Genomic DNA, 20,251 nt, shown 5'->3' on the forward strand with positions numbered 1-20,251 from the left:
TTAATCTCCGTCAATTTTTTCGCTGCATGATCGAAAGGGGACTGGCCGGCGTCGCGCCTGCCGCCGTCGGCGCGTAAGCGCGGCCAAGAGTGATGGAAGGCGTCGAGACCTGCACCAGCACCTGTCCGTCGAGGCCCTCGATAGCATAGGCAAGATCGACCGGCCTGACGTCTTTGGCGATCTTGCCATCGGTGACGACCGTGTAGCCCCACCCCTTCAGGGCCGCCTCGAGGGCGGATGCGAACTCCGATGTGTCCGTCTCCATTTTGATCGTGGTCGTAGCACCGGCCGGGCCGATCTGTTCAGCCAGACGACTTGCCATGTCGCCGGCGATGGCGCTTGCAGCCGGTCCGGTGACGGCCGTAGGCGTGGAACTGGTGGTCAGTGCGTCGTCCGCCGTTTGGCAGCCGGAGAGCAGCGCGACCGCGATGAAAAACGCGAGAAGCCTCAGCATGGTCAGCCTCCCCGCCGAATCGTGACCTTCTGCTGCCGCCAACCGACACCGGATACGAGGATCGCCTTGTCGATCGCATAGTCGACAGTCATCATGTCGTTCTTCATCCGGTAATTGACGATGCGATTTTGACCGCCGGAGACGACGAAGAGCACCGGCGCGTCCTGGCCGGAGATCGACTTCGGGAACTGAATGTAGGTCTTCACCCCGTCCGAATAGACCCGCTTCGGTTTCCACGGAGCACCGCCGCTGATCGAATAGGAAAAATTCAGCTTGTCCGGCGCCGTGCCCGGAATGTCGCCCGTTTCGAGCCGGGCGTTGATGTCGGCGAGCTTGGTCGACACGTCTTCCGGATATTCGAAACCAATGCGCGCCATGTACTGGCTCGGATGGGACTTGAGCTGGATATGATAGGTGCGCCGTGATGTCGTCACGACCATTGAGGTGAGAAGGCCTGGCTCCGACGGTTTGACTATGAGATGGATCGCCTGTCCGCCTGTGGCCCCCGAAGTGGCCGGCTCTACCTTCCAGCGCACGGTGTCGCCAACGAGGACGTCGCGAACGATCTCGCCACCCTGAAGTTCGATGTCGCAGACCTGTAGAGGAGAGCAGACCACGGACGGCTGGGTCTCGCCGAACAGAAAGATGACCTTTCCGTCCGGACCTGTCGTGACCAGCCCTGGTGTGCCGCGCCACTTTCTGGAAAGATTTGTTCCTCTCACCTCGTTGCTCGTCATGCTTTGCGCCTGCGCGCCCGCCGCAAGCAAGAGTCCTGCCATGCAGCCGGCGGCTGCGATTAGTCCCGTTTTTTTCATTGAAAGAATCCCTGCCCTTAAAGCTGTGCCGTCCAGTCAAAATCCCGGACGTAGAGGCCGATCGGATTGAGGCGGATCGTCGCCTCATCCTGTGGCGCGGTGAGCGTCACCGTTGCGATCCCGCGGAAACGGCGTGTGCCGGTTTCCTTGCCCTTGCGGTCCCGCTCGTATTCCGTCCAGTCGATCTGATAGGTCTGGTTCGACAGCGCAACGATGTTGTTGACCTCGATGGCAACTGTCGAAGACTTCGCCTTCTCGAATGGAGAATTGCCCCGAAACCAGGCGTTGACCTTCTCGGTCGACGGATCGGACGTGCGAAGAAGGGCGTAGGTGCGATCGATATATTGCTTCTGCACCACCGCATCCGGCGTGATCGAGCGAAAGCTCGTGACGAAGTTACCGAGCGTGGCGCGCACCACGCGGACATCGGCATACTCGATCTGCTCGGGGAAACCTGCCGTGACCGCAGTTCCGAGCTTGTCGACCTCGACGATGTAAGGCACGAGCCTCACTTGCGTGCTTAGATACATCGCGTAGCTGAAACCGATGACGGCCATGACCAGGCCGAGGACACCGACAATGCGCCATGCGGCGGCGGCCTTCACATAGGAGCCATAACGTTCGCTCCATTCCTGGCGGGCGGCAAGGTACGGGTTTTCCGGGGCGCGGTTCGCTGCCATTTATTCTTCCCTTGTCTCGATTATGGTTTGTCGTTGCGTTCGGGAGGAGGCTTCGGTCCGCTATGACCGCCGCGCTGTTCATCGAGCTTCGCATTGGCCAGTCCGAGAATGGACCCAGCGTAGGCGCCGGGAGAGCCGATTGCCTTTTCCTTCGCCGCCGATCCGGCTGCTTGCGCGCCGGAACTGAAGCTCGCGCCAATGCCGCGAAGAGCGGCACCTGCAACGGATGAACCGCCAGTTCGTGCGGCTTGAGCCGCCGCGAAGCCCGCGCCGGCGGCGCCGGCAGCGAGGAAGCCAGCGCCGGCGGCGAATGATGCCCCTTGCCCGCCGTGGCGGATCGCTTCCATTCCTCCGGAAACCGAGGCGCCCTGGACAACGCCCTGGATTATATTCGGGACATACATGGCGATGATGAAGACCACGACGGAAATACCGGCGATGGCCAAGGTCGTAACGAACTGATCCGACGATGCGGTCGGGGCATTGGCCAGGCCCAAGAGGACCTGCGATCCGATCTTGGCGATCATCACCAAGGCCATGAGCTTCATGCCGACGCCGAATGCATAGACGAGGTAGCGAACAGCAAAGTCTTTCGTGAAGGACGAACCGCCCAGGCCAAGCATGATCATGCCGGCGAGCAAGCCGACATACATCTCAACCATCACCGACACGAAAATCGCTGCGACCAGCGAGAAGGAAATGACAACGATGCCCATGGCGAGAACGGCGGCAATCGCGAGCGCATTGTCTTCGAACACCCCGAACTGTGCCTGCTCCGACATCTGAGAGGCGACGCGGATACCGGCGTCGAACACTTCAGCAGGCGACGCTGAACCGCCGCCGGCGCCAATCTGGAAAAGGCTGTCGACCACCGCTCGCGCAAAGGTCGGACCTTGGGTCAGAACGAATGCGAAGAACCCGACAAACATGATCCGCCGCACCAGTTCGGCGAACCAGCTGTCCAGCGAGGCTGACTGGATCGCCAGCCAGACGGCCGCAATACCGATCTCGATCGTCGCGAGAATCCAGAATAGGGACTTCGCCGCGTCCATGATGGTGGTTTCCCACCCCTTCGCAGCAGACGAGACCTGGTTTTCCAGCTCTGTGAGGACCTGTCCCTCTTGAGCGAATGCGGGAACAGCATAGGCGACGAAGAAGAGACCTGTAATCAGGAACGAGCGTGCGACAGTCACCTTCACCATCTCGGGCGCATCTCCTGACCTTCCTTGATCGGCGGCAGCTCCTTGTCGGAGCCGAAGAAATTTTCCCGGACTGCGCGCTGCTCCTCGGTGAGCGCAGGTACTCCTGTGTTTCGCGAATTGACGATCAGCACTGTCGCTGCAGACGATGCAGCGGCGATAGCCAACAGCAAGGCAATCAGGACGGAGCGGCTCACCATCGCGGTTCCATTTTCTGGCCTTCCGGAACGCTCTTGACCTCAGCGTTGAAGAACTTTTCCCGCCGCGCCTGCGCCAGGTCCTTGTCGGTCTGTTCCGTCTGAAGCCAGGTTCCCATCATTGTCATCTGTTGGGAGACGAGACCGCGAAGCTTCTGCATTTGCGAGACTTGCTGAGCGGCGATCTCGTGGCCGACCTGCAAAGCCTTCATCTGTCCGTCAGCCGTTTCGGACATCGACCGCAGCGAGGACATCGTATCTTCCTCGCTATCGAACTGGTCGGCCGTGAGGCTCGCCGCCTTCAACGAGCTGGCGATGGTGTCACGGTTGGTGTTCGACCAGGACTGGTAGGTCGAGGAGAACGTTGCGTTGTCAGGCAAGTTGGTCTTGAGATCGGCATAACTCTGAAAGCGCTGCTGAAGAACGTCGTCCGCATTCCCCATCGAAAACGCGATGCTCTGTCCCTGGTCAACGATACTGCGCAGCTGGTTGAGATCGCTTTCGACCTTCCCCCAGACATGGTCAGGAAGTTGCGCAGTGTTTTGCAGCATGTTCTCGTAGATCTTCAGCTGGTTCTGGATCTGCTCTGCAAGCTGGCTGATCTGGGTCAGCTGATTGTCGACCTGGATGCCGGAGCTTTTCATGAGATCCACGAGCTGCGCATTGTTGGCGAGCTGCGTCCATTCCGTCGCAGCGCCGGTGGCTGTACCGGCTTGCACCGAACCTGCGGTTACGATCGTGAGCGTGGCGGTCGCTAGGCAAGCAAACCATCTATTTGAGTAGCGATGCGGCATCGTGAACCCCTCTCGTTTCAAGCCAGTGGATCGGCCAGTCGCGGCCATGTTCGGATTTCAGTCCCCGGATGCGTTTGAGGTCCTCTTTGCCCGACGCCCCGACAAAGCTCAGCGCGACGGCCCCAAGCGACATGTCGAAGAGCCGCCGGCCTTCTGGCGTGGCGACGTAGTATTCGCGCTTCGGCATGGCGGTAGCGACGATCTCGATCTGCCGCTCGTTGAAGCCTATTCGCTCGTAGAATTCTCGCGTCCCCGACTCGCGAGCAGCGCCATTCGGAAGGCAAATCTTGGTGGCGCAAGATTCCTTCAGCACGTCGATAATGCCGGACCGTTCGGCATCGGAGATCGATTGGGTCGCAAGGACGACAGCGCAGTTCGCCTTGCGCAGCACCTTCAGCCACTCGCGAATTTTGTCGCGGAACACAGGGTGGCCGAGCATTAGCCACGCCTCGTCAAGCACGATCAGGCTCGGCGACCCATCCAGCCGCTTCTCGATCCGGCGGAACAGGTAGGTCAGCACTGGCACGAGGTTACGCTCGCCCATATTCATCAGTTGCTCGATCTCGAAGGTCTGGAAGGCACCAAGCGTGAGGCCATCCTCTTCCGCATCGAGGAGCTGGCCCATCGGGCCATCGACGGTGTAGTGATGCAGTGCGTCCTTGATCTCGCGCAGTTGCACGCCGCTGACGAAATCCGAGAGCGACCGACCAGAGGCGTTCGCCATCAGTCCGATCTGCCGAGAGATGGCGTTACGATGATCGGGGGTGATCGTGACGCCCTGCAGACCGACCAACATCTCGATCCATTCCGTCGCCCACGCCCGGTCGGCATCACTGCTGAGTTCGGACAATGGGCAAAAGGACAACGCCCTGCCCCCTTCCACATTGTCGCCGCCGATCTCATAGTGATCGCCGTCAGCAGCGAGCGTCAGGGGTAGAAGCGAACTGCCTTTGTCAAAGGCGAAGATCTGCGCATTATCATACCGGCGAAACTGTGCGGCGATCAGTGCAAGCAGCGTCGACTTGCCCGACCCCGTTGGACCAAAGATCAGCGTGTGGCCGACATCATCGACGTGCAGGTTCAGGCGAAACGCTGTCGAGCCGCTCGCAACCTGCATCAAAGGCGGGGAATTCGGCGGATAAAATGGGCATGGCGCAACCGGATTTCCGGACCAGACCGAGTTCAGAGGAATCAGGTCGGCGAGATTGCTGGTGTTGATCAGCGGCTCGCGGATGTTGCAATACCAGTTGCCCGGCAAGCTACCGAGATAGGCGTCGGTGGCGTTGAGCGTTTCGATTCGCGCGCCGAAACCTTCCGCCTGGATCAGCCGGCGGACCGCTTCCGCTTTCTCCTGCAGCGCCTCGCGATCACTGTCGAACAACACGACGACCGGTGTGTAATAGCCATAGGCAACCAGCTGCGACGACGCCTGCGCGATCGCATCCTCAGTCTCGGCCACCATGGTCATCGCGTCCTGGTCGACGGATCGACTTTGTGTCTGGAATATCTGGTCGAAGAACGGCCGGACCTTCTGCTGCCATTTCTTGCGTGTGCGTTCGAGCTTCTGCCGTGCTTCCTCGGCATCAAGGAAAATGAAGCGCGATGACCATCGATAGGTTAGCGGCATTAAATCAAGACTATTCAGGATCCCTGGGCAGCTTTCGGCCGGCAGGCCATCGATCGCAACGATGCCGAGGAAACGGTTTTCGACCTTTGGCGTCAGTCCGTGCTCAAGCTCCGCGGTGGCGATCCAATCAAGGTACATCGGAACATCCGGAAGCCGGATTGGATGGCTTTCGCCGGTGGTGCAGAATCGGGCGAACTGAAGCAACTCGTCATATCGCGCAATTCGCTCCCCTCCCCTTTCGACCGTTTCGCGGGTTTCCATTCGCCGGATCGAAAGAGTGTTGGCAAAATACTGCTCAAGCTCTCGCACCGCGTTCTTGAACACGAAGAGCACCGTATCCGCGTAGGATTTTTTCCGGCTTTCCTCATCCGAATAGATGTATTTGCTGAGAGCAGTCTTCTTGGACTCGAGCGGCCGGTAGGTCAGGATCAGCGCATGCTTGCTCTCGAAATGCCCCTGCTCGCGTGCGAAATGCGCCCGACGCTCGGCATCGATCGCGCGGGTCACCGGGTCCGGGAAATGGCAACGGTCTTCTGTGGGATAGTTGACCGTCGGAATGCGGATGGCCTCGACCTGGATCATCCACCCGCTTCCGAGCCGCGACAGAACGGCATTGATCTGCCTCGACAGCTCGTTGCGCTCGAGGTCGGTCGCGCTTTCGGAGTCCGGGCCAGCGAAATACCAGCCGGCCATCAGGCTTCCGTCCTTCAACAGGAGGACACCATTGTCGACGAGGCCGGCATAGGGAACGAGATCGGCGAAGGATGGGCCGGTCACCCGGAAGCGTTTGAGAGCTACCATGGCCGTCTCCTCAATACCGTCGCCACGGCGAAGTGGTCGCCTTGTAGTAGGGCTTGTAGGAAATGTGCCTGATATAGACTTGCCGCATCAGCGGGTCGGACTTCGCCATCATCCTGAGCAGCCCGACGATCACGACCCATACAGCGACGCCGAAGAGCGCCGAATAAACAGTGAGGACGACGAAGATCAGGATCACCGCTGCAAGACCCGTGATCAGCACCAGCTCCCGGTCGGCGCCCATCAGTAGGTTCGGGCGCGAAAGCGCGCGGTGGATTCGGTTGCGCCGCAGGCCGGAAAGGGACTCAACCATGATCGCCCTCCCCTCCTCCGTTCGAAACAATCGTGATCTGATCGTCCGTCAGCCCGATCGAAGCGCCGGTCGCTCCGAACAGGCCGACGATGCTGGTGGCGCCGAGCAGGATGCCGGCGACGAGAACGACGTACACAAGTCGCCGCGCGAAATCGTTGAGCTCCCCGCCGAAGATGAGCATGCCGCCGGCAATGGCCACGGCTGCAAGCGCGATCGCACCCGCGACCGGGCCGGTTATCGACTCCTGAATCTGCTGCAGCGGTCCTTCCCATGGGAGGCTGCCGCCGGAACTGGCGAGCGCCGGCGCGACAGAGGCAAGAACGATGGGCCCCGCCACGAGCGCGGAGGCGATGAGGGTATGCTTACGCGACATGGCGCGCCTCCTGTTCTTCGGTGAGCTGATCGGATTCGATCTCGTATTGTCCGTTGATGAACCGCTCGACTTGAATGATGTCGCGAACAAGCCGCCCACGCGGCGTCCGCTCAATCGAAATGACCAGGTCGACGGCCTCTCCGATCACCTCGTGCATCGGCTGCTGGCTGGCCTCTGCCGTAAGCTGCTCAAGACGGCGAAGCGCCGACATGGCGGTGTTTGAGTGAATGGTCGCCACGCCGCCCGGGTGACCGGTGTTCCAGGCCTTGAGCAATGTCAGGGCCGCGCCGTCGCGGACTTCGCCGACGACGATCCGGTCGGGACGCAGCCGCATGGTGCTCTTCAAGAGCCGCGCCATGTCGATTGTATCGCTGGTATGAAGGAGAACGGCGTTTTCGGCCGCGCATTGGATTTCCGCAGTATCCTCAAGAATAACGAGACGATCCTCCGGCGCAGATTTGACGATCTCGTCGATCACCGCGTTCGCAAGAGTCGTCTTGCCCGAGCCCGTTCCCCCGGAAATGACGATGTTTAGCCTCGCGGAGATCGCGCTGCGAATCGTCGACGCCTGGTATTCTGTCATCACGCCGGTGCGGACATAATCTTCGAGCGGAATGAGACGTGATGCCCGGCGCCGAATCGTGAAGGCAGGCTTGGCGACGACGGGGGGCAACAGTCCCTCGAAACGGTGGCCGCCGATCGGGAGCTCGCCGGAGATGATCGGCTGTTCCGTGTCCACTTCGGATTGGAGCGCATGGGCCACGGTACCGATCACCATCTCAGCGGCAGCAGACGACATCTCGCCGGCGGGCGCAACGCCGTGACCGAGGCGTTCGATGAACAACTTTCCGTCCGGATTGAGCATGATCTCGACGACAGTCGCGTCGTCCAGGGCAACGCAAAGCTGATCACCGAGCGCCTCCTGAAGTTTACGGACAAGACGGGGGTGAGAGCGAAGCTGGTTCACGGATTTCTCCTTACGCTGCCTGGCTGACAGTGGTGAGTTCAGAACGGAAGTTGGAGGGGCGGAGCCTGAGGAACGTGTCCGCATCGGCGGGCAGAGTGCCCGCTACGGCCATCGTCACGCCGATCTTCTTGGGTTCGCCCAAGCGCTGCAGCGGCCATCCGACGCGAGCAAGGATCCGCTCGAATCGAAGATCGGTCACCGTCACAATCTCGGTATAGCCATTCGCCATGCACCATTCGATGATGCCGGCGAACATGGTCAGTGTAGCCTCGTGGACCGAGCCGTTCTCCCTCCCCTCAGCGAGAGCCGTGTCGACGCAGAAGCGGGAACTCTCGACCATCGCGGCATGACCGTTGAGTTGACCGTCGGGGAGAAGCGACGGGAAAACGTCGGCCACCATGGTTGGACCAAGGGTAGGTAGGAGCCTCGCGCACCCTGCCAGTTGGCCGGTCTCGGCGATGGCGAATACATAGGTCGGCCGAAGCGCGTCGAAACCATCAGACTCGCACCCCGCGGTTACGTCGACTTTCCAACCCAGGCGATCGGAAAACACCCGCGCACGCAGCTGGTAGTGGATGTGTAGGAGATGCGCTTCTTGGATCGTCCGTGGCGTTGAGAGCGCGAGAGCCTGCATGAATTTCTCCGTCGTTGTTGTTCGGCGGGCAAATCAGCACAGATTGGAATCGAGGGGCAGTTGTAGGATTCAACATGCGCGTTGCGAGGTGAGTCGCGGTTCATGAAGGTTGTGGTGCTACAGAACTTCCAAATCTGCCTGCTGTGATACTGTTCGGATTTGTAGGATTCACAGGAGAACAATCCGGGATCATGGAGCCGTAGAGCGGAGCCTAACTCTCGGAGCGGAAAAGCAAAAATCCGAATAGTTTCGTGGAGATTGTCCCCGGTCGTTAACCTTTCGTTAACCCTAAACTTCTGGACCAGTTCGGAGAATCGTGTTCTATCTTTGGCGGGCAATGGCCGGTAAACCGGTAGGAAGCCGCCAAGAGGGACAGATGGCGATAGCAAACCGAGTAGAAGCAGTTGTTGGCTCGAAGGAAGATGCCGGCAGCAAAATCATGCGCCATGCCGGGCTCTTGTCCGGGCAATTGCAGCAGCTCAGAACTCGTATGTATCCGCCAAAGTCAGAAAAGACCCTGCGTCCCTTTCTGACCAACGAAGTGTCGAAGCTGACGTCTATACCCGATTCCACCCTGAAGCTCATGTCCACCGAAGGGCGTGGACCGGTTCCCAGCAGGCTGGAAAATAACCATCGCGTGTACACTCTGGCCCAGATTAATGAACTGCGTGAATTGTTCGCGATGCAGAAACCTGCAGACGCCTTGCGATTCCTTCCTCGTCGGCGTGCCGGCGAGCACCTCCAGGTTCTTGCGATAGCCAACTTCAAGGGCGGCAGCGCGAAGACGACAACCTGCGTCCACCTTGCCCACTATCTCGCCCTTCATGGGTATCGCGTCCTCGCACTCGACCTGGACCCGCAGGCATCCTTGTCCGCTTTGTTCGGTGCCCAGCCGGAAGTTGACGTCGGCTCGAATGAAACGATCTATGCCGCTTTGCGTTACGACGAAGCCGAACGTCGTCCAATCCGCGAGATAATTCGTAAGACATATTTCGACGGCATTGACCTCATTCCTGGCAATCTTGAAGTCATGGAGTATGAGCACGAAACACCACGGATCTTGGCGAACAAGTCCAGCTCCGGCGCGATCTTCTTTGAGCGGCTGAAACTCGCCCTTTCGGAAGTCGAGGCTGACTACGACATCGTGATTCTCGACACTCCGCCGTCGCTCGGCTTTCTGACGTTGAGCGCGATATACGCCGCGACTAGCATGATCATCACGGTCCACCCGGCCATGCTGGACGTCGCGTCAATGAGCCAGTTTCTTCTCATGATGGGCGATCTGATTAGTGTTTTGAACGAGAGCGGCGCTCAGCTGGACCAGGACTTCATTCGGTATCTGGTCACGCGGCACGACACAAATGACGCGCCGCAGTCGCAAGTCGTTGCGATGCTTCGGCACCTGTTCGGCTCCGATGTACTATTGCCAACCGCCATTGAAAGCACCGCGGTTGAGGCAGCTGGTTTGGCGAAACGTTCGGTATACGAGCTCGAATTGGGGCAGATCGGGCGCGATACTCATAAGCGTGCCCGCGAGGCAGTAGATGCTGTGAACGAGGCGATAGTTCGCCTCGTCAATGACAGCTGGGGGCGAACATGAGTAAATCTCCTCGCAAGTCGATTGTCGCCAGCTTCGGGTTGCTTTCTGCTGAGCTGGAGAGTGATCAGGCTGCGGATCAACAGCAGCCGTCGCAGACCCCTGCCCCGGTTCCGGGCAATCGTGTCGGAGCAGGTGTGATCGGTGCTGCTCATCGAGCGATCGATGACATTCGAACCGAGCGAGATCGCTTGAAGGCTATCGTTGAGTCGGGCGGTGGTGCGGTTCGCGAGTTGGATCCGTCACTCATCGACCCCTCCCCTTATCCGGACAGGCTGCCGGACGATGACGCAACGACCTTCGAGGTGTTCAAGCGGTCGATCGAGACTGAGGGGCAAAAGGTTCCGGTCCAAGTCCGCAAACACCCCTCGTCGCCAGGTCGCTATCAGATCGTCTACGGGCATCGACGCTGGCTCGCTGCCATGCAGCTTAAGAGGCCTGTTCGCGCTCTCGAAGTCGAGATTTCCGACCTCGACCTAGTTCTCGCACAAGGTATCGAAAACGCAGGGCGTCAAGACCTCACCTGGATAGAGCGGGCGCTATTTGCAGCACGGATGGATGAGGCGGGGATCAAGCCTCGGCACATCTATGCGGCGCTCTCGATCGAAGACGCAGAACTCGCACGGATGCGGAATGTCTACAGGGTCGTTCCGGCGGATATCATCGAGGCCATTGGGCGGGCGCCAAAGATTGGGCGGCCACGCTGGCTCGATCTTGCCAAGACGGTAGCGGGCGACCCGGGAACGCTGGACGCCGTACGGGCGGCGCTGGATAGAAAAGGCAGTGCAGTTGAGACCTCCGATCAGAGGTTTCAGCGTGCTTTAAATGCCCTTAAGCCAGCATCGACTGGCCGTCGGAAGCCAACCCCGATTACGGATAACAGTGGAACGAAGCTCGGCGCCCTAACGATTTCCTCGAAAGAGGTTCGAATTTCTGCGGAGGGCGCACTCGGGATCGAGTTTTTGAAGTTTGTTGAGGCTGAGGTCCCAGCGCTGACTGAGCGCTTTGCCAGCCTGCGAGAAAACGAAAAACCCTGACAGCTGTCAGGGCTTAGAAGAAGGAGCGCCGCAAAAGAAAAAGGCCCCCAAACGTTGCCGTCGTGGAAGCCTCTCTCAATGTGTGACAACTAGAGAATCGCATTTCCCCGAATCCCAGTCAAGAGTCTTTGGCACCGTAATTTGGTGGATAGGTTTCTTTTGCCTTTTTGAAGGTGAAGAAAATGCAGATTGGAAGTGTGACGACGCCCTTTGGGCGGCGGCCGATGACGCTTGCCTTGGTAAGGCGGCAAATCGAGGCGCGCGAGATTAAGCCAGGCAAGACGGCGGACAAATGGAAGGTCTTTAGGGATGCTTCCGAAGCGAGGGAATTGCTTGGGCTGCAGGATCGCAGCCTAGCTGTCCTGGACGCACTCCTGAGCTTTTATCCGGACAACGAATTGCGCCAGGATGCGCAGCTCATCGTTTTTCCGTCCAATGCACAATTGACGCTTCGGGCGCACGGTATCGCCGGCGCTACACTTCGCAGACATCTGGCTCTTCTTGTCGAGGCCGGACTGATCGTGCGGAAGGACAGCGCGAACGGAAAGCGTTACGCCCGGAAGGACAAAGCGGGTGCGATCGATAGTGCATTTGGCTTTGACCTGTCACCGCTGCTCCTGCGGGTGGATGAGCTCGCCATGATGGCGCAGCAGGTCGTTGCCGATCGTTTTGCGCTCCGGCGTGCGAAGGAAAATCTGACGATATGCCGGCGCGACGTTCGTAAGCTCATTTCTGCCGCGATCGAGGAAGGTGCGTCGGGCAACTGGGAAAGCATCGAAGCGATCTACATCGGTGTCGTGGGCAGGATTCCGCGCTCTCCGACGCTTAGCGACGTGAATTCAATCTTGGATGAGATGGAGCTCCTGCGGCAGGAGGTCATCAACATCCTTGAAACGCAGCAAAAAGACGAAAATATCAGCACCAATGCTGATCATAATGAGCATCACATACAGAATTCAAATACCGAATCCTGCAATGAATTTGAACCTAGCTCTAGAAATGAGCAGGGCGCAAAGGGAGTGGACGATGATCGGCCAACGAGGGAGCCAATCAGGAATTTTCCGCTTGGCATGGTGATGCGGGCTTGCCCCGAGATCGCGATGTATGGGCCGGGCGGTACGATCGGCAGTTGGCGCGAAATGATGAGTGCAGCGGTGGTCACCCGATCGATGCTGGGCGTCAGCCCATCGGCTTATCAAGAGGCCTGCGACGTGATGGGGTCGGAAAACGCGGCGACGGCGATTGCTTGCATCCTCGAACGGGCAGGGCACATCAACTCGCCGGGGGGATATCTCCGAGATCTCACACGCAAAGCGGCACGGGGCGAATTTTCCCTCGGACCGATGCTGATGGCGCTCCTGAAAGCGGCCAGCGATAGCGGGCTTAAGGCGGGATGAAATAAGGGTGAGAAATTTCCAGCAGGTCACAAAACCCTGACAGGTGGCAGGGTTTTCTAAGCAGAGCCGTGGAGCTGTTAAGAGCAAATGGCGCGATCGCCCGGCAGGCGGGGACGAAAGGAACGATGAAGTATCCGATGCGGCGCAGAGTGCTCGACATCACTCCGGTGTATGTCGATAAAAGGAAGGGCATATTCGATACGAATAGAATTGGGGACGAGATGGTTTGGGCGACGAAGACCAAAGGGTTAGAGCTGACGAAGACAACAGGACACCCGCCGCCGCGTAAGCCACAAATACGAGGGAGGGCGCCTGCCACCAAAGCTATCACATTCACGCCCGCGGAGCTTTTTGGCGCAATGGCAAAATGCTCCCATCTACATGTGGTCAATTCGGCGGCTGTAACATCCGAGTCAGAAACGTGCCGTCACCTCCTAAACGAGTATGTCGATGACGACGATGACAGCTTCGCCATTCTTGAGACTGCAGACCGGCTAAAAGACTTCTCTCGCACCCACCTTGCAGGAGTCGTGGGAGCGGGAATCTCTTACCTCCAAATGATCCGCGATGGTTACACCTGGTGTGATCACTTTGAAAATATGAGCTTGGCCGGAGCGGCCCCAACGAAAAAGTCACCGGATTTTGTTTTCAGTCGCCGAGATGACAAAACCGTCGCGCTCACGGAGTCGAAGGCGACACGAGGCAGTTCACGCAAACAGTTCGACACCACCGTCAGACGTGGTTACCTCCAACAGGTCTCACCGTATCTCGGTATGAGGGTAGGATCGTCCGTCGCAAGTCACGGCTTCGCGATCGGGTCATGGATGACTTCCGCAAAACGCGCCGAAATCGTCATTCATCATACGGCGCCTCCATCTGGAAATGGCGATGGGTCCGACGAAGGGGCTGATCCAACCGAAGTGCGCCGCGGGAACTACCTTAATGCCCTGACGCTGCTGCTCGGTCCAGATGTTTCGCGTGCTGCGCTATCAGGGGAGTGGTCTGCGCGCGGGAGGCAATTTGTCATGGCGCGTTGGCTCGGACATGAATGGCTCCTCGGCTTCGCACCATTTCACAGTCCCTATGTCTTTGATGAAGAAGATAAGATCCTTTGGGAGAATAGCCACAAGCTGGCGCCGTCTTTGTGGGGCTTCAACAGATTCGCGCTCGAATGGAACGTTGCACGTCAGTTTTTCATGTCTTTGGAACGGAACGACACGCTCACAAATCCCCTCGAAAACATCCCAGAAATGGACGACCGCCTCATTGCTGAGGCTCGTTCTTCCGACAGTGCGGTTTTCCCAGATGGCTTTGCGGTAATCGGGAAAGACGCAGATCTTGAACTTGTATCGGTCAATCCGATCTTTCCACAGGACCTCGAGCAAGCGAAACTCGAACAGGAGGTCAAGAGGATCGCAGTTCAGGGGAGCGAGGTCGAACGTCTCGGTTGGGACGAGGCGACTACCAAAGAGGAGGAAGAGAAGCAGCTGCAACAAGTTTGGCTGACGGATTGAGTCTTGCATACGGGGAGAGGACAGCTGTTTCGAACGTGCGCAGCGACCAAAAAGAGGGCACGCGCCGAGTCGATCATGGGCAAAAGGGATATTAAACGTACCGCGTCTCCAGCCGCGTTAGCCATGCCCATGGTGTTTAGGAACTGATATTAACCCGTCACACACAATCTTATCTGGCCCAGATTTTCCACCATTGTCTCTTCTGGCCATGGAGAGTGGGGAAGGGTGGCCGCGTCGTTGGCGAAAGCGCAGTGAACTCGGGTGCTGGCTCGCAGCAATAAGACCGCCAAACGCCATCGACATTCTTTTCGAATGCAGTGAGATCTATTCCCCCGTCGGAAAACCGCTCGTTCGTAGCTGTAGGCATCTCATAGCGCCAGAAAAGATACGCAATTCCCTCGTGGAAACCGTCATCCCAACTTTCGTGAAAGCCGGCCTTCTGCAGTTCCGACTTGGCGCAGCGCATCAATTGTGATGGCCCACGGCTTGAATTTTCGAAATCCTGCTGTTGGCACTTTGTCGCTTCGGCCAAGGTGGCGAAAAAGCATATTCGATAAACACGACTTTGCGGTTCGCGCTGCGTAGCTGCCTTAAGCACCGCATGCGGAAAGCCTGCTGTGGTCCAGCGCCTGGCACGAAACATGCCGTCCGTAATTGATTGAAGATGGTCGTTAAAATCCACTCGGTATAGAAACTCTGGCACGTGTCCTCGCTGTGATGTTGCGACGCCGCGATACCGAAGATTCGCTTCCAAATCACTAACCGAATTGGCCGGTGTTTTCGTTCACGACGTACCTCCGCGGAAAGAAGCGTGAACAACTCATAAAAGAAGCCTTGCCGCGCGTCCTCTGCGCCGGCCTGCACTATTGTAGTAACTTGACGCTTGCTGCACGGATCGATGCCGCGACTGTTCCATGGCTTCGGGAAGGGGGATCCCGCGATTGGCCGCCTCGGTGAGGTATCCCGATCGCAGCCCATGGGCCGAAAACTCCCCCGGCTCGAGTCCAGCCATCCGCACGCGCTGCTTGACAATATCATTGACCGCCTTCGGATCCAGCGCCCGGCGAGACACATTGCCCCAGCGATCGATCGCCCGAAACACACTGCCGCCGTCGATTTTGGCCGCCGCCAGCCAAACGTTCAGCGCCTCGACCGGCCGGCCGGTGAGGTAGACGACCTCGTCCTGGCCGGCGCCCGAGTTCTTGGTGCGGCCGAGGTGAATGGACAGCGAGGGCAGGGAGCCTCCGTGCTCATCGTTGATCGGCGCCTCGCTCGTCAGCTGTTCTTTGCGCAGGCCGGCCACTTCGCTGCGCCGGCGGCCGCCGGAGCCGAAGGCGACCATCAGGATCGCCCGATCCCGCAGATCGCGCAGGCTGTCGCCGCCGCAGGTCACCAGCAGTTTGGCCAGCACGTCACCGGTGACCGCCTTGGCGCTCTTGCGGCGGCGTGGCCGCGGCACGGCGCGCGCGGCGAGCCGCAGCGCCGATCGCAGGGCAGGGGAGGCGAAGGCCCCGTCGAGGCCGCGCCATTTGGTCAGCGTCGACAAGTTGGCGAGCCGTCGGCGCACGGTGTCCGGCGCGTGCGGCCCGATCGACCGGAGAAAGCCCCCGTCTCGCAACGCTTGCTCGACTTCGGCCGGCATGCCGTGCTCGGGATCGGCCTCTCGCCGTGCTGGGTCCCACAGATGATGGGCGACGAATTTCAGCAGCAGCGCCTCCGGCGCCGGCCAGGGCAGGCAGCTGCCGGTCGCCGCCAGGCACCAGGCTTCGAGGTAGCCGAGGTCGGATGCGAGCGCGCGAAGCGTGTTGTCGCCCATGCCCTCGTTGACCAGATGTCTGAGCGTCTCGACGTCCTGGTCGGAAAGAATCTCGGCGAGCTTGTCGCGCCGGTCAATCGGCAGCACCGCGGCGATGGTGTCGAGGGTTTCGGCGCGCCGAGCGATGGCGTCGGGCGCTGATTTCGGGGCGATGATGTCCAAAAACACCTCCTGAACGGCGAAAATCCGGATACCGAAACGGCGCCGGCGGCCGTCCTTTGCCCCGTTTTCGCTGATTTGCGGCTTGAAATCAATCACTTCCGATAAGCATTACTTATCGGAAGCGAGGCGATCTCTAAATGATCGCAAGCCATGACGGAAGTAAAATGGTATCTTGGCTTCCAGGACAGAAAAGAACGGCGTTGATTCATATGGTTAATGAAGTGGAAACGGCGAAATTTTGACCGTTGCTGGGAGTAAGCGGGCACAATGACCTGATCAGTCACTGGGGGAGGCCTAGCCTGCCCGCGCCACGGCGGCCAGCTCGAGCTAAAATGTAAGGTGGACATCCTGTTGTTCTCAGCAAATTGCAATACAACCATCTGGTGATCCAGCGGCCGAGTTGGTACGATTGATGCGGAGAGGATCGCCATTGTCCGATGGAAATAACAGAATTCAGCACGCCGACTCAGAGATATGAACGACGCACTTTGATCGAGTTCGACGAAGCGCATCGACCTTACCTTGCTGCGGCCATCCTGCGTTTCAATGCGGCGAATGCTGTGGCAAGGGTTGAGGTGTCGAAGCAAATTACGCTATCCGATGACGGTACGTCGCCCATCGACGAATTGATCGCAAATTTTCACCACTGCCTCTACCGAGAGAAGATATATTCGGAGACGCTTCCCCTCCGTCGGGCTCTCATCAAAGGTGTTCTCGGGCGATGACTGTCTTCCCACTGAAATTCACGCGGTTGGCTTCTGACTACCTGTTCGCTGACGACGCCGGTGGATATTTCCGGGCAGATGGCAGATTCCTTGAGCGATACGCCGGTGGCGATCTGACTGCCTCAGATACCAGGTTTCTTCATTCGAACGGGCATGCATTCGATGAAGTCGGCGACCCAGCATATATGGGGTTTGCATATCGGTGGGCACAGCGACTGCATCGTCCGCAGGAGCTGAACTACGTCATTATCGTGCCGACACTTCGCTGCAATTTGGCGTGCGGCTACTGCCAGGTGTCACGGGTAAACGAAAACACCAGTGGGTTTGACTGGACCGAGGACACGCTCGCCCAGGTTCTTCGTTTTCTAGATGGCATGGACACGGCAAGTGCGAAAATCGAGTTTCAAGGCGGCGAACCGCTTTTGCGATTGGATTTGCTGGAGACGGTTCGAGAGTTTGCGCGGCGCAAATTCAAGGACGTAAGCTTCACCGTTTGCACCAATCTGCAGTCTGTTTCCGATGAAGCCTGGGCGTTTCTCGACGCTTCGGACACATTGATTAGTACGTCGCTTGATGGCGAACTTTCGGCTCACCAACGGCAGCGGACAATCACATCCCGTGACACCGACCAGTTTGTTTCGAACCTTCGCTATGGGATCGGAAGGCTAGGGCAAGGTAAAGTGTCGGCGTTGCCCACGCTTGATGTCAACAATTTGCCAACCCCGAACCAGATCATTGAGACGTTCGGTGACTTCGGCTTTCGTTCCATTTTCCTCCGGCCTATCAACCATCAAGGTTTCGCTCGGAAGCGATACCGGACAATGGGCATGGATGAGCGATGGAACGACTGTCATGGCCGATTCATCGATGCGTTGATCGAGCACAATTGGACAGCAGATTTCCCTGTCGAGGAATTCTACTTCACGCATTGTCTTCGCCGGGTTCTACGCGGCGGCCATAACCACCATGTGGACCTTCGCAACCCGAACTTCCTCGGTAAGGACTACATAGTCATCGATTTCGACGGCACGTTTTATCCGTCGGACGAAGCCAGGATGGTGACGAGAGTGGGGCAGATCGACCTGAGTGTCGGCAATCTTTGGGATGGCATCGATCAGGCAAAGCTGGATGTCCTGAATGAGGAAGCGACTAACTCGTTCCATCCAGATTGCATCCACTGTCCATACCAAGCGGCCTGCGGCATTGACGTGATCGACGACCTCTCCCGGTACGGTCGTATCGACGTGCCGAAGCGTGACACTACCTTCTGCCGACGCCATACCGCGATCTTCGACAAGATATTCGAGCTGCTCTATTCGGATGACAAAAAAGCTCACAAGAGCCTTGCGGCATGGGCCGAAATTCCGGAGTTCGATCCTTCGCTGGCTCCGATACACAGATGATCGATTTGCGGCTTAAGATCGATGACGTTCCAATCGACCATCCAAGTATCGTTCGCCTGCGCACCGACACGGTGGAGAGTGAGCATGATGCTGTCCTGATCGATCGTGACCACGAGAGTCAAATCCTCGATCTCGCGGGCTATTCGCTTCGAGTTTACTGCGATCCCCAAACTGATCTCGACGGCGACGTGCTCCTTCTAGTACCTGGTCGAAACTCGGCTCATCGATTGCTGCGAGCAGGGTCGAGGCACAACACCTTCCTGGTGACCGAGCAATGCGACCAGCTCTGCGTGATGTGCTCGCAGCCTCCGAAGAAATATCACGTCGACCTCTTCGACCAATTCACAGTCGCCGCCACCTTGGCCCCGGAAAACGCGCGCATCACGATATCTGGCGGCGAGCCGCTGCTGCACAAACGAAGACTGTTTCAATTCCTCGCAGTCGCCGCGAAGGCTCGACCCGACATCTCATTTCATGTTTTGACCAACGGCCAGTTTTTCGAACCTGGCGACATTGCCATAATTGATGGGGTCGGAAGGGAGCGCGTGTTGTGGGGCATTCCATTGTATGCGCCTCATGCCGAACTTCACGACAGCATCGTTGCAAAGCGGGGTGCGTTTGAAACGTTGTCGCAGAATTTCGTGACGCTAATGAGGGCCGGGGCGGCCGTCGAGCTTCGGACGGTTGTCCTTCAGCAGAACTGGGATGTGTTGCCACAGCTTGCGGACTACGCCTCGACCCGGCTTCCGTTCATTGATGTCTGGGCCATCATGCAACTAGAAAATATCGGTTACGGCAGAATGAATTGGGCGCATTCGTTCAAGGATACGTCGCTGGATTTCGGCCAACTGGGGAGCGCCATCAATCTCGCGATTGGGCGCGGTATTCATACTCTTCTTTATAATTTCCCGCTTTGCACGGTTCCCCCACCGTACCGGCATTTGGCACCAAGCACGATTTCAGACTGGAAGAACAAATTCCTGGAAGAGTGCGGCGAGTGTACGTTGCGCTCTACTTGTGGTGGATTTTTTGAATGGTATAAAGCTGATCAGGGATTTGGGGGACTGTCACGACAATGAAGAAGCGCAAGGTTTACCTGTTGCCGTCATTGATTGCGGCTGGGTTCATGCCGTCGAAAGGCGATGCAGCGCCACTTGTCGGCCTTACCCAAAAGAAGCCAGAACCCACTCTCTTTGAGCGGCTGCGGGTCAAGCAGGCCTACACCCTCGCTGGTCATAGCTCACATTCGAGCCACGCAAGTCATAGCAGTCATGCTAGTCACGCGAGCCATGCGTCAGGCTCTGGGGGCGGATACGTTGTGCCGCGCGGCGACTACAACAACAGCACGACCTATACGCAGCCCGACCCGACGCCGAGCTATTCGCCCAATCCGGGACCGGTCATCAGAAGTCTACCGACGACTCCCAACATACCGGCGACGACTTCGACTGGCAGCTATTCGACGGGGGTTGCCCCGCAATCCTCCGCGGTGAATACAGCCCCAATGCCCCTGAAGACGTTGCCGGGCAACTCAGACAAATTTCGGCGTATCGTTATTCAGGTTCAGACCGCTCTGGTTGCCTTCGGCTATTTCGGCGGCCCGATAACAGGGCAGGTCGACGCCGCAACGAGGGTTGGACTTAATAAAATGCAGGATGCCTATGGGCTGAAGGTGACCGGAACGATCACGCCTCAAGTTCTCACAGCTTTTGGTATTTCAACAAACTGATCCGATCAGATTAGGGAGGG

General features: G+C 58.3%; 21 protein-coding genes. 8 read left to right on the plus strand and 13 right to left on the minus strand.

Annotated features, from left to right (window positions below):
- Positions 1 to 10: 10 nt before the first annotated feature.
- Genes trbH through QMO82_RS03120 form a run of 11 tightly spaced genes read right to left on the minus strand, consistent with a single transcriptional unit; the run spans position 11 to position 8,851 of the window.
- Complete coding sequence (gene trbH / locus QMO82_RS03070; protein WP_183906997.1) at positions 11 to 454, minus strand: conjugal transfer protein TrbH; 444 nt, start codon at positions 452 to 454, stop codon at positions 11 to 13.
- Positions 455 to 456: 2 nt separating this feature from the next.
- Positions 457 to 1,269 (minus strand): P-type conjugative transfer protein TrbG, encoded by an 813-nt coding sequence (gene trbG / locus QMO82_RS03075; RefSeq protein WP_183906996.1) that lies wholly within the window; start codon positions 1,267 to 1,269, stop codon positions 457 to 459.
- Between the two features lie 17 nt (positions 1,270 to 1,286).
- Positions 1,287 to 1,949 (minus strand): conjugal transfer protein TrbF, encoded by a 663-nt coding sequence (locus tag QMO82_RS03080; protein WP_034523051.1) that lies wholly within the window; start codon positions 1,947 to 1,949, stop codon positions 1,287 to 1,289.
- Between the two features lie 20 nt (positions 1,950 to 1,969).
- Positions 1,970 to 3,151, minus strand: coding sequence for a P-type conjugative transfer protein TrbL (gene trbL / locus QMO82_RS03085; protein ID WP_183906995.1), 1,182 nt, complete (start codon positions 3,149 to 3,151; stop codon positions 1,970 to 1,972).
- The gene (gene trbK / locus QMO82_RS03090; protein WP_183907029.1) at positions 3,145 to 3,345 is read right to left on the minus strand and encodes an entry exclusion protein TrbK; all 201 of its coding nucleotides are present in this window, start codon (positions 3,343 to 3,345) and stop codon (positions 3,145 to 3,147) included. The genes trbL and trbK overlap by 7 nt, the downstream gene beginning before the upstream one ends.
- A complete protein-coding gene (gene trbJ, locus QMO82_RS03095) occupies positions 3,342 to 4,139 on the minus strand; it encodes a P-type conjugative transfer protein TrbJ (protein WP_183907028.1) in 798 nt (265 codons plus the stop codon). The genes trbK and trbJ overlap by 4 nt, the downstream gene beginning before the upstream one ends.
- Positions 4,117 to 6,567 carry a conjugal transfer protein TrbE gene (locus tag QMO82_RS03100; protein ID WP_183906994.1) on the minus strand — a complete coding sequence of 817 codons (2,451 nt, stop codon included), beginning with the start codon at positions 6,565 to 6,567 and terminating at the stop codon, positions 4,117 to 4,119. The genes trbJ and QMO82_RS03100 overlap by 23 nt, the downstream gene beginning before the upstream one ends.
- A 10-nt stretch (positions 6,568 to 6,577) precedes the next feature.
- Entirely contained in the window at positions 6,578 to 6,877 is a 300-nt protein-coding gene (locus tag QMO82_RS03105; RefSeq protein ID WP_183906993.1) for a conjugal transfer protein TrbD, read from the minus strand.
- Positions 6,870 to 7,250, minus strand: coding sequence for a TrbC/VirB2 family protein (locus QMO82_RS03110; RefSeq protein WP_183906992.1), 381 nt, complete (start codon positions 7,248 to 7,250; stop codon positions 6,870 to 6,872). Before QMO82_RS03110 ends, QMO82_RS03105 begins: the two co-directional genes overlap by 8 nt.
- Positions 7,240 to 8,217: a P-type conjugative transfer ATPase TrbB gene (trbB, locus tag QMO82_RS03115; RefSeq protein WP_183906991.1), complete on the minus strand. Its 978-nt coding sequence runs from the start codon at positions 8,215 to 8,217 to the stop codon at positions 7,240 to 7,242. The genes QMO82_RS03110 and trbB overlap by 11 nt, the downstream gene beginning before the upstream one ends.
- Positions 8,218 to 8,227: 10 nt before the next feature.
- On the minus strand, positions 8,228 to 8,851 hold the full coding sequence (locus QMO82_RS03120; protein ID WP_183906990.1) for an acyl-homoserine-lactone synthase: 624 nt from the start codon (positions 8,849 to 8,851) through the stop codon (positions 8,228 to 8,230).
- A gap of 376 nt (positions 8,852 to 9,227) precedes the next feature.
- Between QMO82_RS03120 and repA the strand changes: the two genes are divergently transcribed.
- The 4 genes from repA to QMO82_RS03140 all read left to right on the plus strand — a co-directional run bounded on the left by repA (position 9,228) and on the right by QMO82_RS03140 (position 14,396).
- Positions 9,228 to 10,451 carry a plasmid partitioning protein RepA gene (repA, locus tag QMO82_RS03125; RefSeq protein ID WP_040140230.1) on the plus strand — a complete coding sequence of 408 codons (1,224 nt, stop codon included), beginning with the start codon at positions 9,228 to 9,230 and terminating at the stop codon, positions 10,449 to 10,451.
- A complete protein-coding gene (repB, locus tag QMO82_RS03130; RefSeq protein WP_183906989.1) occupies positions 10,448 to 11,485 on the plus strand; it encodes a plasmid partitioning protein RepB in 1,038 nt (345 codons plus the stop codon). Before repA ends, repB begins: the two co-directional genes overlap by 4 nt.
- Positions 11,486 to 11,667: 182 nt before the next feature.
- Complete coding sequence (gene repC / locus QMO82_RS03135) at positions 11,668 to 12,882, plus strand: plasmid replication protein RepC (RefSeq protein WP_183906988.1); 1,215 nt, start codon at positions 11,668 to 11,670, stop codon at positions 12,880 to 12,882.
- A gap of 125 nt (positions 12,883 to 13,007) precedes the next feature.
- Positions 13,008 to 14,396 (plus strand): hypothetical protein, encoded by a 1,389-nt coding sequence (locus QMO82_RS03140; RefSeq protein WP_183906987.1) that lies wholly within the window; start codon positions 13,008 to 13,010, stop codon positions 14,394 to 14,396.
- A gap of 169 nt (positions 14,397 to 14,565) precedes the next feature.
- On the opposite strand, the gene QMO82_RS03145 is transcribed toward QMO82_RS03140, so the two are convergent.
- A complete protein-coding gene (locus tag QMO82_RS03145) occupies positions 14,566 to 15,099 on the minus strand; it encodes a hypothetical protein (RefSeq protein WP_183906986.1) in 534 nt (177 codons plus the stop codon).
- A 117-nt stretch (positions 15,100 to 15,216) separates the two neighbouring features.
- The gene (locus QMO82_RS03150; RefSeq protein WP_183907026.1) at positions 15,217 to 16,374 is read right to left on the minus strand and encodes a site-specific integrase; all 1,158 of its coding nucleotides are present in this window, start codon (positions 16,372 to 16,374) and stop codon (positions 15,217 to 15,219) included.
- Between the two features lie 437 nt (positions 16,375 to 16,811).
- Between QMO82_RS03150 and QMO82_RS03155 the strand changes: the two genes are divergently transcribed.
- Genes QMO82_RS03155 through hxsA form a run of 4 tightly spaced genes read left to right on the plus strand, consistent with a single transcriptional unit; the run spans position 16,812 to position 20,231 of the window.
- Entirely contained in the window at positions 16,812 to 17,099 is a 288-nt protein-coding gene (locus QMO82_RS03155; protein WP_183906985.1) for a hypothetical protein, read from the plus strand.
- Positions 17,096 to 18,502 (plus strand): His-Xaa-Ser system radical SAM maturase HxsB, encoded by a 1,407-nt coding sequence (hxsB, locus tag QMO82_RS03160; protein ID WP_183906984.1) that lies wholly within the window; start codon positions 17,096 to 17,098, stop codon positions 18,500 to 18,502. The genes QMO82_RS03155 and hxsB overlap by 4 nt, the downstream gene beginning before the upstream one ends.
- Positions 18,499 to 19,581, plus strand: a complete 1,083-nt coding sequence (gene hxsC / locus QMO82_RS03165; RefSeq protein ID WP_183906983.1) for a His-Xaa-Ser system radical SAM maturase HxsC — start codon at positions 18,499 to 18,501, stop codon at positions 19,579 to 19,581. Before hxsB ends, hxsC begins: the two co-directional genes overlap by 4 nt.
- Positions 19,578 to 20,231, plus strand: coding sequence for a His-Xaa-Ser repeat protein HxsA (gene hxsA, locus QMO82_RS03170; RefSeq protein WP_011427310.1), 654 nt, complete (start codon positions 19,578 to 19,580; stop codon positions 20,229 to 20,231). Before hxsC ends, hxsA begins: the two co-directional genes overlap by 4 nt.
- The last annotated feature ends 20 nt before the right edge of the window (positions 20,232 to 20,251 follow it).

This window comes from Rhizobium sp. BT04 (assembly GCF_030053135.1).
GTDB classification, from domain to species: domain Bacteria; phylum Pseudomonadota; class Alphaproteobacteria; order Rhizobiales; family Rhizobiaceae; genus Rhizobium; species Rhizobium binxianense.

Bases quoted from the DNA above. Each gene is read 5' to 3' on its own strand.
- trbH (WP_183906997.1), bottom strand. From the start codon at position 454: ATGCTGAGGCTTCTCGCGTTTTTCATCGCGGTCGCGCTGCTCTCCGGC.
- trbG (WP_183906996.1), bottom strand. From the start codon at position 1,269: ATGAAAAAAACGGGACTAATCGCAGCCGCCGGCTGCATGGCAGGACTC.
- QMO82_RS03080 (WP_034523051.1), bottom strand. From the start codon at position 1,949: ATGGCAGCGAACCGCGCCCCGGAAAACCCGTACCTTGCCGCCCGCCAG.
- trbL (WP_183906995.1), bottom strand. From the start codon at position 3,151: ATGGTGAAGGTGACTGTCGCACGCTCGTTCCTGATTACAGGTCTCTTC.
- trbJ (WP_183907028.1), bottom strand. From the start codon at position 4,139: ATGCCGCATCGCTACTCAAATAGATGGTTTGCTTGCCTAGCGACCGCC.
- QMO82_RS03100 (WP_183906994.1), bottom strand. From the start codon at position 6,567: ATGGTAGCTCTCAAACGCTTCCGGGTGACCGGCCCATCCTTCGCCGAT.
- QMO82_RS03105 (WP_183906993.1), bottom strand. From the start codon at position 6,877: ATGGTTGAGTCCCTTTCCGGCCTGCGGCGCAACCGAATCCACCGCGCG.
- QMO82_RS03110 (WP_183906992.1), bottom strand. From the start codon at position 7,250: ATGTCGCGTAAGCATACCCTCATCGCCTCCGCGCTCGTGGCGGGGCCC.
- QMO82_RS03120 (WP_183906990.1), bottom strand. From the start codon at position 8,851: ATGCAGGCTCTCGCGCTCTCAACGCCACGGACGATCCAAGAAGCGCAT.
- repA (WP_040140230.1), top strand. From the start codon at position 9,228: ATGGCGATAGCAAACCGAGTAGAAGCAGTTGTTGGCTCGAAGGAAGAT.
- repB (WP_183906989.1), top strand. From the start codon at position 10,448: ATGAGTAAATCTCCTCGCAAGTCGATTGTCGCCAGCTTCGGGTTGCTT.
- repC (WP_183906988.1), top strand. From the start codon at position 11,668: ATGCAGATTGGAAGTGTGACGACGCCCTTTGGGCGGCGGCCGATGACG.
- QMO82_RS03140 (WP_183906987.1), top strand. From the start codon at position 13,008: ATGAAGTATCCGATGCGGCGCAGAGTGCTCGACATCACTCCGGTGTAT.
- QMO82_RS03155 (WP_183906985.1), top strand. From the start codon at position 16,812: ATGGAAATAACAGAATTCAGCACGCCGACTCAGAGATATGAACGACGC.
- hxsB (WP_183906984.1), top strand. From the start codon at position 17,096: ATGACTGTCTTCCCACTGAAATTCACGCGGTTGGCTTCTGACTACCTG.
- hxsC (WP_183906983.1), top strand. From the start codon at position 18,499: ATGATCGATTTGCGGCTTAAGATCGATGACGTTCCAATCGACCATCCA.
- hxsA (WP_011427310.1), top strand. From the start codon at position 19,578: ATGAAGAAGCGCAAGGTTTACCTGTTGCCGTCATTGATTGCGGCTGGG.